This window comes from Agreia sp. (assembly GCF_964263775.1).
GTDB lineage: Bacteria > Actinomycetota > Actinomycetes > Actinomycetales > Microbacteriaceae > Agreia.
On record NZ_CAXVWM010000066.1, the window covers coordinates 1 to 11,339 of the forward strand.

Annotated in this window: 10 protein-coding genes and 1 pseudogene; 4 read left to right on the forward strand and 7 right to left on the reverse strand. The window is 67.2% G+C overall.

Features of this window, described 5'->3' with window-relative positions:
- Together ACE5CZ_RS05600 and ACE5CZ_RS05605 are read left to right on the forward strand one after the other, a co-directional pair.
- Window positions 1–344, forward strand: a pseudogene (locus ACE5CZ_RS05600) (adenylosuccinate lyase); the annotation flags it as partial.
- 58 nt (window positions 345–402) lie between these two features.
- On the forward strand, window positions 403–939 hold the full coding sequence (locus ACE5CZ_RS05605; protein WP_374946352.1) for a HEAT repeat domain-containing protein: 537 nt from the start codon (window positions 403–405) through the stop codon (window positions 937–939).
- Window positions 940–977: 38 nt separating this feature from the next.
- Here the strand turns inward: ACE5CZ_RS05605 and ACE5CZ_RS05610 are convergent, their stop codons facing one another.
- Complete coding sequence (locus ACE5CZ_RS05610) at window positions 978–2,948, reverse strand: YhgE/Pip family protein (RefSeq protein ID WP_374946353.1); 1,971 nt, start codon at window positions 2,946–2,948, stop codon at window positions 978–980.
- The gene (locus tag ACE5CZ_RS05615; RefSeq protein ID WP_374946354.1) at window positions 2,948–5,713 is read right to left on the reverse strand and encodes an MMPL family transporter; all 2,766 of its coding nucleotides are present in this window, start codon (window positions 5,711–5,713) and stop codon (window positions 2,948–2,950) included. The genes ACE5CZ_RS05610 and ACE5CZ_RS05615 overlap by 1 nt, the downstream gene beginning before the upstream one ends.
- Window positions 5,714–5,829: 116 nt before the next feature.
- Between ACE5CZ_RS05615 and ACE5CZ_RS05620 the strand changes: the two genes are divergently transcribed.
- On the forward strand, window positions 5,830–6,474 hold the full coding sequence (locus ACE5CZ_RS05620) for a TetR/AcrR family transcriptional regulator (protein WP_374946355.1): 645 nt from the start codon (window positions 5,830–5,832) through the stop codon (window positions 6,472–6,474).
- A gap of 40 nt (window positions 6,475–6,514) precedes the next feature.
- Here ACE5CZ_RS05620 and ACE5CZ_RS05625 read toward each other — a convergent pair whose 3' ends face one another.
- Together ACE5CZ_RS05625 and ACE5CZ_RS05630 are read right to left on the reverse strand one after the other, a co-directional pair.
- Window positions 6,515–6,769, reverse strand: a complete 255-nt coding sequence (locus ACE5CZ_RS05625; RefSeq protein ID WP_374946356.1) for a hypothetical protein — start codon at window positions 6,767–6,769, stop codon at window positions 6,515–6,517.
- Complete coding sequence (locus ACE5CZ_RS05630) at window positions 6,766–7,365, reverse strand: HdeD family acid-resistance protein (protein ID WP_374946357.1); 600 nt, start codon at window positions 7,363–7,365, stop codon at window positions 6,766–6,768. The genes ACE5CZ_RS05625 and ACE5CZ_RS05630 overlap by 4 nt, the downstream gene beginning before the upstream one ends.
- A 267-nt stretch (window positions 7,366–7,632) precedes the next feature.
- On the opposite strand from ACE5CZ_RS05630, the gene ACE5CZ_RS05635 reads away from it, so the two are divergent.
- Window positions 7,633–8,856 (forward strand): ice-binding family protein, encoded by a 1,224-nt coding sequence (locus ACE5CZ_RS05635; protein ID WP_374946358.1) that lies wholly within the window; start codon window positions 7,633–7,635, stop codon window positions 8,854–8,856.
- Between the two features lie 27 nt (window positions 8,857–8,883).
- Here the strand turns inward: ACE5CZ_RS05635 and ACE5CZ_RS05640 are convergent, their stop codons facing one another.
- The 3 genes from ACE5CZ_RS05640 to ACE5CZ_RS05650 form a co-directional block, all read right to left on the reverse strand.
- A complete protein-coding gene (locus ACE5CZ_RS05640; RefSeq protein WP_374946359.1) occupies window positions 8,884–9,357 on the reverse strand; it encodes an LpqN/LpqT family lipoprotein in 474 nt (157 codons plus the stop codon).
- A gap of 110 nt (window positions 9,358–9,467) precedes the next feature.
- Complete coding sequence (locus tag ACE5CZ_RS05645; protein ID WP_374946360.1) at window positions 9,468–9,734, reverse strand: hypothetical protein; 267 nt, start codon at window positions 9,732–9,734, stop codon at window positions 9,468–9,470.
- 129 nt (window positions 9,735–9,863) lie between these two features.
- Window positions 9,864–11,339: FtsK/SpoIIIE domain-containing protein (locus ACE5CZ_RS05650; RefSeq protein WP_374946361.1), on the reverse strand; the 1,476-nt coding region annotated here is incomplete at its 5' end.

Sequence of the window (11,339 nt, forward strand, 5' to 3'; positions counted from 1 at the left end):
CCCTCGGCCACTCACTTCTCGCGCTGTCGAACATCACCGGCGGTCTCGGCCAGATCTCGCTCAACCGCGAGCTGCTCGCAGCCGACCTCGACACCAACTGGGAGGTTCTCGCCGAGGCCATCCAGACCGTCGTTCGGGCCGAGATCACGGCGGGCCGGTCGACGATCACCGACCCCTACGCCCTGCTCAAGGAGCTCACCCGCGGCAAGCGCATCGGGGCGAGCGACCTGGCCGAGTTCGTCTCCGGCCTCGACATCGGCGACGCCGCCAAGCAGCGTCTGCTCGCCCTCACCCCGCACAGCTACGTCGGCATCTCATCGGTCCTGGTCGAGCACATCCTCTAGGCAGATCGACGAGGCCTCCCGCGGCGCCTCGCGGTGTGCGCTGTAGCCTTGGTGTCTTATGGCACACGACAGCGAGACCCCGTCCCAGCACACAGCGTCGCTCGAGGAGCGCATCCAGGCCGCCGTCGACAGTGAGGGCGAGACCTCCGTGGTGCTGCGAGCGAGGTCGCTGCTCGAGGGCGGGTATGAGGGCGAAGACTTCTTGCGCGTCGTCGGCGGGCCGCACGCCGACGGCATCCTGGCTGGCGCGCCCTCGCTCTATTGGCCCGAGTTGTGGGGTGCCCGCGCGCTCAATTACGTCTGGTCGGATGCCGCGGAGCCGGCCGTCATCGCCGGCCTCGCCAATCAGGCATGGCGGGTACGGGAGATGTGCGCCAAAGTCGCCGCGCTCCGCCGCATCACGGCCCAGGAAGCCCTCACGGCCCTCACGACAGACGACCACGCACGAGTTCGCGCAGCCGCCGCCCGAGCACTCGCCGTCACAGGCGACCCCTCAACCCAAGACACCCTGGAATTCCTCCTGCGGGATCCAGACAAAGAGGTGCGCAGAACGGCCCAGCAGTCCCTGAAAGCCCTCAAGGAACAACTCTCCTGAGAACCGAAGGGGACTGCCGTCGGAGCGGCGTGCGACGATCAGGACGTGGCCACCGTGACGGCGGTGAGCTGCGTGACCCCGACCGTGCGGCGCCGCATCACCGAGACGGCCGAGAGGGAGAATCCGATGAGTCCCCAGACGATCAGCACCATCACCGAGCTTCCCGCACCGCCGGAGGCCGTGACGATCGCGTTGACCGCACTGGAAGCGGCAGCCGTCGGGAGGATCCCGGCCAGGTCGAGCATGAGTGCGGGAGCGGTGGAGATCAGGCCGGCTGCCAGAGCGAGTCCTGCAGCGAGCGCGGCAAGCAGCCGGCCAGCGTTACCGAAGAGTGCAACCACCCCCTGAACGACTGCGGCGAACGACGCCCCGGTTAGTGCGGCGATTCCAGCGAGGGCGAACCAGTCGCCAACGTCGAGGTGAAGCGACAGCTGGGCGATGCCGGCGATCGCGACTCCCTGGATCACTCCGACGGCTAGTCCCGGTAGATAGCCGGAGAACGCCAGTGCGATTGTCGACCTGCGCGACGTGAGCGTGCGTCGGCTCACGGCCCGCACCACGAGGTACACCGCGAGAGCGCCGATCCACAGGGCGAGGCTCATCAAGAGCGGCAGTCCGGATCGTGCGACGAGCGCGCTGACCGAGGCTGTCTCGGCGCCGACTGGGGCGGAGACGACATCGGCGAGGGTGTCGCGATCGGATTCGGAGTAGGTCGGCAGACCGTCGACGGCCTGGTCGAGTCCGTCGACGAGCTGCTCGGTGCCGTCGGCTAGTTGCGTGCTTCCGGTCGCAAACTGTGCAACCCCGTCGGAGAAGGTTCCGGTTCCCGTGGCCAGCTGCTGAGCGCCGGCCGCGCTCTGGGTGACCCCGTCAGCGAGTGAACCAAGCCCGTTCGCCAGGTCGGTGGCGCCTGTAGCGAGAGCTGGACCCCCGTCTGCGAGCTGTCGCGCACCCGAGGCGCCGCTCGTGACTCCAGACGCGAGCTGGGTCAGCCCATCCGCCAGCTGACCCGTGCCACCGGCGACTTTCTGCGAGCCGTCGGCTAGCCCCTGCAGCGAACTGTCCTGCTGAGCAAGGATCGCATCGAGCTCGGCCAGGGTCATGTCAGGATTCTCCCGAGCGAGCTGGGCGATCCCGGCGAGGCCCGCGGCGATGCCCGAGCTTCCGCCCGCGAGCTGATCGGCTGACCCGGGCAGCTGTTGCGCGCCGGCCGCGAGCTGGTCGAGCCCGCCGGCAAGCGATGCAACTCCTCCCGTGTACTGCGTGACTCCAGCCGCAAGCTGCGAGGCGCCATCAGCGCTCTGCACGGTGCCGTCGGAGAGCTGCCCGAGGCCGTCGGCGAGCTCCGTCGTGCCCGTCGCGATCCCCGACGCACCCGTGGCCAGTTGAGTGGCGCCATCGGCGCTTTGCCGGGCGCCTGAAGCGAGGTCTTGTCCGCCGTCGGCTGCGGTGCCGAGCTGGTCGCTCAGGGTGTTGAACCCGACGTAGATACCGTCGAGGTACTGCCGGGTGAGTTCGCCGCCGAACACGTCGGCCGCGGTGGTGGTGATCAGGCTGCTGATGACCCCGTCTGCGATTCTCGACGTGTCAGAGGACTGCACGTCGATGACCGCCCGCTCGGCGGTGGCTGCGTGCGCGAACGAGGTGGCCCTCTCAGAGAAGTCCGAGGGGATCGTCACGACGACCGCGTACCGGCCATCCTTAAGGCCATCGGCGGCGTCCGAGTCGTCGGTCAGGACCCAGTCGTAGTTGCCGAGTTCATCATTGCCTTCGGCTCCGACGAGGCCGGCAGTCAATTGCCGTCCAAGCGGAACCTGCTGTCCGTCGATCTCGGTGCCGGCATCGTCGTTCACCACGGCGGCGGTGACTCCGGAAAGGCGGGCGTTGTAGTCGTTGACGGCGGCGATGACCACACCGACCAGCAATAGGGGGACGAGCACCAACGCGACGAGGGTGTACCAGCGGATGCGCCGGGTTCCGGTGGCGGGTTCTATGGCGAAACGGGACATCAGCGGGTCACTTCCTGGAGGTCGTGCGTCGGCACGAATCCGATTCGAACGAGTTGCGCGACGGGGGCGCTCTCTGGCAGGGCGTCCTGCAGGCGATCAGCACTCGCTGTGGCGAAGATCAGCGCGAACGAACTGTCGAGACGAGCGGCATCGTCGTAGGTGGAGCGGATGAGGGCCGCGATCGCATTGCGTTCCCGCGGATCGGCAACCGTGTCCAGCCCATCGATGACGACGACGTCGATGCGCCCCGACAACGCTCTCTCGACGGCTCCCACGGGATCGGGGTTGTTGGCCAGCATCGCGATGCCGACGCGGCGGCGCACCGCCCCGGCGTGGATCGGCAGCACTCGCCCGGTGACTTTGAGGTCGCCTGCCGAGGGGGCGAGGCGCCCGGCGATAGCCAGAAGCAGTGCCGTCGCCCGCTGGTGCTCCCGCGACTGAACGACGAGCATCCCGCCGGCGGGAACGAGCACGTCGACATCCTGGAACAGCGCCCCGTGCGGGCCGTCCACACGCAGTCCTCGAGCGGCGATGACCGATCCGTCGCCGGGCCAGTCGGCCAGAGCGAGTTCGTGGGCGAGCGACTCTCCTTCGACGTCGACGACGGGAAGGATGCGGTCGAGCCACTTCGGCAGATACCAGGCCCTGTCGCCGAGCAGCGCCATCACGGCCGGCACCAGCGTCATCCGCACGAGGAAGGCGTCGATCAGCACGCCCGCGGCGAGAGACAGGCCGATGGCCTGGACTGCGGAGTCGCCGCCGGGCACGAAGGCCGCGAACACGGCGAACATGATGAGACCAGCCGCCGTCACGACGGGTCCCGATCCGACGAAACCGTCTTCGATTGCCTTTCTCGCGTCGCCGCCGTTGTGCACGTACTCTTCGCGCATTCGAGCCACCAAAAAGACCTCATAGTCCATCGCGAGGCCGAACAGGATTCCCATCAGCAGGATGGGCAGGAAGTTCAGCACGGTTCCGGTGGACGTCGCACCGATCAGGTCGGCGCCGAAACCGTTGACGAAGACGGCACTGACCACGCCGAAGGCGGCGACAACCGAGAGCAGGTAGCCGATCGCCGCCTTGAGCGGCACGGCGATCGAGCGGAACACCATCATCAACAACAGGAGCGAGAGGCCCACCACGAAGGCACCGAACGGCAGGAGCGCGCCGCTGAGCTTGGCGGAGATGTCGACCCCGATGGCCGCCTGGCCTGTGACGGAGAGATTCACGCCGTAAACGTCGAGGAAGTAGTCGCGCTTGTCGCGGATGGCGTTGATGAGATCGGTGGTGCCCTGGTCGTCTGGCCCGGTGGTGGGGATGACCTGGATGATGCCGGTGCTGGCGGTCTCGTTGGGTGTGGCGAGCGGCACGCTGGCCACACCCGGCATCGCTTCGAGCTCGGTCTTCAGGTCGTCCATGAGCCCGAGCGGGTCGGTACTCTCGACGATGGTGCCGGTGACGATCAGCGGTCCGTTGAAACCAGGCCCGAAGTTATCGCTGATGAGTTCGTAGGTCTCGCGGGCCGGATCGCCCGCCGGCAGTGAGCCGGCGTCGGGCAGTGCCAGCCGAAGTCCCAGCGCCGGCAACGCGAGAGCCCCCAGAACAGCGATGACGGCGACGATGGTGACGACCGGGAACCGGATCACCGCGCGCACCCACCCGCGGAAAAAACTTCCCTCTGCGCGTCGTGACCGGCGCTTCGCGCTGCGGCGTTCGGCCCGGGCAATGGCTTTCGCGGAGGGCATCAGCCGGGTGCCGAGGAAGCTCATGAATGCCGGGGTCAGGGTGACAGCGATGATCACGGCGAAGGCCACAGACGCGGCGGCCGCGATTCCCATGGTGGTGAGGAACGGGATGCCGGCGATGGATAGGCCGACGAGGGCGATGATGACGGTGATGCCGGCGAAGATGACCGCCGATCCGGCCGTGGCATTGGCGCGCGCGGCTGCCTCGGGTGGTTCGACTCCCGATCTCATCAGTTCTCGGAAGCGGGAGAGGATGAACAGCGAGTAGTCGATGCCGACCGCGAGTCCCAGCATCGCCGCCAGGGCCGGCGTCGTCGCCGACACCCCGCCGAACACGGTTGCCGCGAAGATCAAGAAGATCGTGATGCCCACGCCGATCCCGGCTCCGATCAGGGGCATGGCGGCCGCGATGAAGGAGCGGAAGACGAGATAGAGGATGAGGAACGCAATCAGCGACCCGACGATCTCGCCCGGCTTGACCCCGACGCCGGTCTCCCCGGCGGAGAAGACGGCTCCACCGACAGACACCGTCGACCCTGCGGGGAGCACATCCTGCAAGGTCGTGCCTGCCTCGGCGAGATCTTCCTTGGTGGTCTCGCTCACCAGATCCGTCGTCGTGGTGAGCTGCACCGCGATGATGGCGGCGTCGCCGTCGGCGGAGAGGTTGTCGGCCCCACGCTCGTCGAAGGGCGAGGTGACGCTGTCGACGCCGTCGATCGCTTCGATCGCGGTGATCTCTTCCGAGATGGCCGAGGCGTAGGGCTCGGCTGTGAGCGGCTGGCCGTCGTCGGACACGACTACGATCTGCGCACTCGACCCACTGACCTGCGGGAAGGTGCGGCTGAGTTCATCGAGCGCCTGCTGGGACTCGGTGCCCGGGATGCTGACACTCGAGTCCATCCCCTTGTTCAGCAGAAGTGCACTTCCACCGGCGAACACGAGCACGATGAGCCAGATCGCAAAGATGCGGAGAGGAAATCGGTAGGCCCAACGGCCGATCGAGTAGAGCAGTGACGACATGGAGATCCTTCTGTGGGAACGGGTGCGGATTTATACGCCGTCGTATCGAACTCAATAATCATACATACGCGTATGATTGATATCTGATAGCTTGCTGAATCGGAGGAGGTGGCGAGATGACCTTCACGGCTGCGACCGGCCAAGCCGCCCGCCGCGCCCGAACGCGAGAGCGGCTGATGGATGCGGCATCGGATCTCTTCGCTGAGAACGGGTTCAGCGGGTCGAGTCTTGACATGATCTGTGAGCGCGCCGGATTGACCCGGGGCGCGTTCCACTACAACTTCTCCAACCGGGAGGAGTTGTTCCTCTCGGTCATGCAGCGCGGCTTCGATGAGACCCTCGTCGCGTTGGAGGCTCTCGGCGGTTCGACCCCCGGCCATCAACCCGAAGAACTCATCGATCTACTTGTCGCGTTCTACTCCACCCGTGGACAGGAGTTTGTCGCCTGGTCACGGCTGAATGAGGAGTTCCGGCTGCATGCAATGCGCGACCCGGCGGCGGCCGAGGCATACACCGAGTACTTTCGGGTCGTCCATCAGAAGTTGGCGTTCGCGATCACTCAGGCCGCCGAGTCGAAGGGCGCGAGGCTGCTCGCTCCGGCGGAGACCGTCGCGGCGATCTTCACGGGAACCTTCTTGCAGGCGGTCAGCGACGGCATCTTGGCGAGCCTCGATGACGGTGGTATTCAGCGTCTCGCAATGGACCGGATGTTCGTCATTCTGCACGCGCTGATGCCGTCGAGTCGCCGTTCACGCGGTTGACGAGCGGAGCAAGGCCGACCCGCGCCCCACAGCAAACTCCCTAGTGAGAAGACGGAGCCGGCGGCAGCTCATCATCATCGAGCTCCAACTGCTCCGACTTATTGGGCTTGAACGTCAACACCATCATCGCGATCACCACGAGAACGACGATGAAGGCCACCCCGAAGAAGATCACTGCCAACAGGGGACTGCGGGTGGCGAGCAGCACGGCGAGCCCCACGAACAGGGCCATCACCGCCGCGAGAACGATGAGTTCGACCGGCTTGAAGACGTCGCGCTTGGATGGCTGGTTCACGGGTTCTGCACCTCGAGGGTCACGGATTTGTTAGCTGTGCTGGCACCGGTCTCGGTGCCCCAGCGGAGCGACAGCCCCGCGATGACGAGGTAGATGCCGAGTACGGCACCGTAGGCGCCGAAGAGGCCCACGGCGACCAGGTCGGTGAGCGGAAGGAGGAGGAAGGCGAGCGCAAGGACGCCGGTCAGTGCGCCCATGGCGATCCAGTCTTTCGCGGGGGCCTCGCCGCGCGCGCGAAGCCCGGAGACGAGTTCGAGGATCGCGGTGATCGCGCCCCAGACACTCACCAGGTAGAGCAGAAAGCCGAGCCCGAACCCCTGCAGCGCCAGCGCGAGCACGCCGGCGACGACGCTGGTGACGGCCTGGGTGAGAAGCAGAGTGCGGCTCGTGCCCGCGGGCAGCGCGCGCAGGGTCAGGATGCCGGTGAGCAGGCCGGATGCGAGGGCGAAGGCTCCGAAGACGATCAGCCCGACGACACTCGAATGGTTGGGCGTGAAGGCCACCACCAGGGCGACGACGATCGCCGGGATCGCTCGGGCGATCGGCACGCCCCAGTAGGAGGATTGCGCCTGGGGGCGGGTGGGCTGGGTGGTCACCGCACGGCCTGCCTTCCAGTTCGAGAACTCAGCCAGTTTACCGTGACCAACCCAGGGGGATTTTCGAGGTGTTGTAGTGATTTGGGCGCCATTTCACCCTGGTATGCATGCTAGGCGTGTGTTCTACTCGGAATGAGTACGGTGTGGCATTTTGCCATTCCGAGGCAGTGTTGCCTGCACTGCGGCAGCGTTGCCTCACTCCAACGAGACCTGGGGGTCTTTGACATGGTGAATCTACAAGCAAATCGGCGGATCTCCATTATGGGCGTGGGCGCCCTTGCACTCGGTTCGATACTGACTTTAGGCCTAGCGAGCCCGTCTCAGGCCGCCACGGTCCTCGACGGACCGATCAACTTGGCAACGGCCGCGGGCTACGCCGTGCTCGCCGGCTCCACCGTGACGAACACCGGCCCGACCGTGGTCACGGGCGACGTGGGTCTCTCGCCGGGCACGGCCATAACCGGGTTCGAGGGCGCGCCCGCGGGGTCTTTCGTGGCGGGAACGGGATCGGCGCGCACAGACCCCGACGTCGACCAGGCCAAGATCGACCTGATGACGGCGTTCAACACCGCCGCGAGCCTCACGCCGCAGGCATCCGGCCTCTCGCAGCTCGCGGGCAAGACCCTGACGCCTGGCGTCTACTCCGGCGGGGCGCTCGACCTGTCATCGGGAAGCACCCTCACGCTCCAGGGTGGCGCCGAATCCGTCTGGGTCTTCCAGGCGGCGAGCACCCTCGTCACCGGGTCGGGCAGCCGGATCGAGCTGATCGGCGGCGCAAGCATCTGCAACGTCTTCTGGCAGGTCGGATCGTCGGCGACGCTGGGAAGCGGTTCGGCCTTCGTCGGCACGATCCTTGCTCAGGAATCGATCAGCGTCGGTGATGCCGCGGTCATTCAGGGACGTCTCCTTGCGAGCACCTCTGCGGTCACCCTCATCAACGACACCATCACACGCCCCGCGGACTGCATCGCGGCCACCGGAGACACAGAAGAGACGCCGAGTCCCGAGATCGTCTCTGAGGCACCCGAGGATGACGCCACGGTCGGCACGCCCTACCCGACGCACACCTTCATCGCCACGGGAACGCCGACGCCGACGTTCACTCTGACCGAGGGCGAGCTGCCTGCCGGGCTCACGTTGAACGAAGCGGGTGAGATCGTCGGAACCCCGACCGCGCCGGGCACGAGCACATTCACCGTGACGGCGAGTAATAGAAGCGGTGCGGTCACGGCCACCTACACGATCGTGGTGAGAGAGGCCGCGGTCGTAGTTCCGGTGCCCCCGGTCAGCACGCCCACAACGCCTGCGACGCCCGGCCAGGTCGCGCTTCCGCCTGCGAACTCGAAGAGTTCGGCGAACTCGACGGGCTCGACGCGCGGCGGCTCCCTCGCCGCCACGGGCTTCGAAGCCGGTGGCCTGATCGCCGGAGCGGCGGGCCTCCTGGCCCTCGGCCTCGCGTTCAGCCTGCGCGTCGCTCGCCGACGAAGCTAGGCCGACCCGCACCATCCGGTCGACGCGTCACGACAGCGTCGCGCTCGACTGGATGGCGCGGATCTCGTTCCACAGGCGGGATGCCTGCGCCGCCGTCGCCGTCGCGGTCACCTCGACCAGGTCGAGGGCAGGGCCGTTCGCCACGAGGGCGAGGCGCACGGCCTGCACGAGCGTGCCCGCCCGCGCATCCGGGTAACTGAACTCGATGCGGAACCCTGCACGACCGAGCACCTCGGGCCGGTCGCGCCCCAGCTCGGCGACCCCCTCTATAGAGCCGACCTTGTCGATGACGGACTCGATGGCGGTGTCGAGCGTGTAACCGGCACCGAAGCGCGAGATCGAGACGACCACGTTGGGCCGGAACTCACCCTGCTCGACCTCTTTGGCCGCGGCGAGCAGTGCGGCCGTCGTCGACAGCACGTGCCAGTCGTCGGGAACATCGAGCGACACGATGGGCAGCGCCGGCGCATCCGAGCTGGGGAACGTGAGCGTGCGGGACATCGTGCCGTGAGCCTTTCATCAGGGAGAAACACCACAGGCGGGCGTCGAGTGATCGACGCCCGCCTGATATCCGGAAGTACCGGAGAGCCGGATCCTCAGAAGAGGATCCGCTACGCGTTCGAGGTGCTCTCCTGGTCGGCGGCGTTCTTTGCTGCCTTCTGCGAGGCGTCCTCGAGTGCCGCGATGACCTGCTTGAGGGCGGCGGTGTGGGTGCCGCTCCACTCGCTGCGGAAGTTCTCCGCGTCGGGACCGGTCCACTGCACGCTCTGCAGAGCGCTGGTGAGCGTCGTCAGGATGGTCTGAACCTGCTGCGACTGCTGGTTGAGCTGCTTGCCCAGGCTCTGAACCTGCTCTACGTCAAGACCCCATACGGCCATGGTGTGCTCCTTCTTTTCTCCTGGCGACCCGGCGGTTCCGGTTTCGCTACATCCTGTGAGTCGATCTCACGTGTTCAGACTAGGGGCGGCCCCGGCGAGGAGTCGATGGGGAGAACTCCCCATGCCCGCTCACGCGTCAGGCAGCGCCACCTGCACCTTGGTGACACGGCCCTGCTGCACGACAAATCCGCGACCCGGCGGCAGGTCTGCGCGACGGAACCGGCCGAGCGACGTGCCGAGCAGGGTGTCGCCATCCAGTTCGCCTGGAACCAGCAGCAGGCCCCGCTTGGCGCCCTTGAACGACCCGGCCAGCGTCCATGCCCCCGACCACGTCGCCGTCTCGCTCTCGCCCACCACGAACACGTCGTCGCGCAGCGCCCGCTTGATGAGCCGGTCGATGTCGTTCTCGGCCGCGGTTCCCGTGAGCTCGCCGATGTTCTCCACGAAGATCGCGAGCGAGTCGGGCCGCAGCGTGCCGGCATCGAGCTGGCCCTGCAGGTCGTCGGCGAACGCGGCGACCTGGGCGGGGTCGGAGATCGACATCGACCAGGAGGGCAGGGGAGTGAGCGACGTCGTGCGGGGCGAGATGTGCACGAGCCGGATGCCCGGCTGCGCGCGGCGCAAGGCCGCGGCGAGAGTCGCGAGCGCCGTGGAGCGTCCACTCTGGCCCGAACCCGACACCATGAACGCCCCGCGCGGCGCGATGCCGAGCGGAGTCAGGTTGTCGTCGCGAACCGCGATCACGGGCAGGCCGCCCGTCGTGGCGGGCAGGGTCTGAAGGCCGATCGAGTCCGACAGCTTCTGGATGGGCGGCGCCTCGGGAATTCCCTGGCGACGCATGGCCTCGGCCAGCTTCGACACCTCGCGCGACTGGATCGCCACGTTCGGGTCGGCCCCCAGCACGGCGATCTGGATCTCGTTGCCGCCCATGAGTCCTCGCCCGGGGGGCGAGATCGCGGTGAGGGTGTCTTTCGGCACGCCGACCAACTGGTAGTCGTCTTCGCTGGCCATGCGCAGCACGAGGCGCCGCTGAACCGTCGAGCCGAGCGAGGCGGGCACCGAGTTGGGCCGGTCGCCCGAGATCACGATGTGCACGCCCACCTGGCGCCCGTCGCTCGCGATCTGTGCGAACGTGGTGAACCAGGCGGAGTGCCCGCCGAACTCGTACTGCTCACGGAACGCGCCGATTCCGTCGATCAGAATGATGATGCGGGGCTCGTTCGGCACTCCGGCGATGCGTCGGTACTCGCCGATGCTGCCGGCGCGAACCGCCGAATAGCGGGCCGAGCGGTCGTCGACGGTGTCGCGCAGCATCCGAAGCAACCGGATGACGCGCTCCTCGTCGTCGCCGTCGATGATGGCGCCCACATGGGGCAGCTCCTCGAGCATGCTGAGTCCGCTCGACCCGAAGTCGAGGCCGTAGATGTGGATGGGCCCGCCGCGCGGCGTGATGGCGGCGGCGACCGCGATCGTGCGCAGCGTCGCACTCTTGCCCGAACCGCCGGTGCCGTAGACGGCCATGTTGCCGTCGCGGTCGGGCTCGTAGAACACGGTCGGCTGAATCTGGTTCTCGGGCTCGTCGATCACGCCGAGCAGCAGTCGCTC

What these genes read in the sequence shown, in the direction of transcription:
- ACE5CZ_RS05605 (WP_374946352.1), top strand. Translation starts at nt 403, where the DNA reads ATGGCACACGACAGCGAGACCCCGTCCCAGCACACAGCGTCGCTCGAG.
- ACE5CZ_RS05610 (WP_374946353.1), bottom strand. Translation starts at nt 2,948, where the DNA reads ATGTCCCGTTTCGCCATAGAACCCGCCACCGGAACCCGGCGCATCCGC.
- ACE5CZ_RS05615 (WP_374946354.1), bottom strand. Translation starts at nt 5,713, where the DNA reads ATGTCGTCACTGCTCTACTCGATCGGCCGTTGGGCCTACCGATTTCCT.
- ACE5CZ_RS05620 (WP_374946355.1), top strand. Translation starts at nt 5,830, where the DNA reads ATGACCTTCACGGCTGCGACCGGCCAAGCCGCCCGCCGCGCCCGAACG.
- ACE5CZ_RS05640 (WP_374946359.1), bottom strand. Translation starts at nt 9,357, where the DNA reads ATGTCCCGCACGCTCACGTTCCCCAGCTCGGATGCGCCGGCGCTGCCC.
- ACE5CZ_RS05645 (WP_374946360.1), bottom strand. Translation starts at nt 9,734, where the DNA reads ATGGCCGTATGGGGTCTTGACGTAGAGCAGGTTCAGAGCCTGGGCAAG.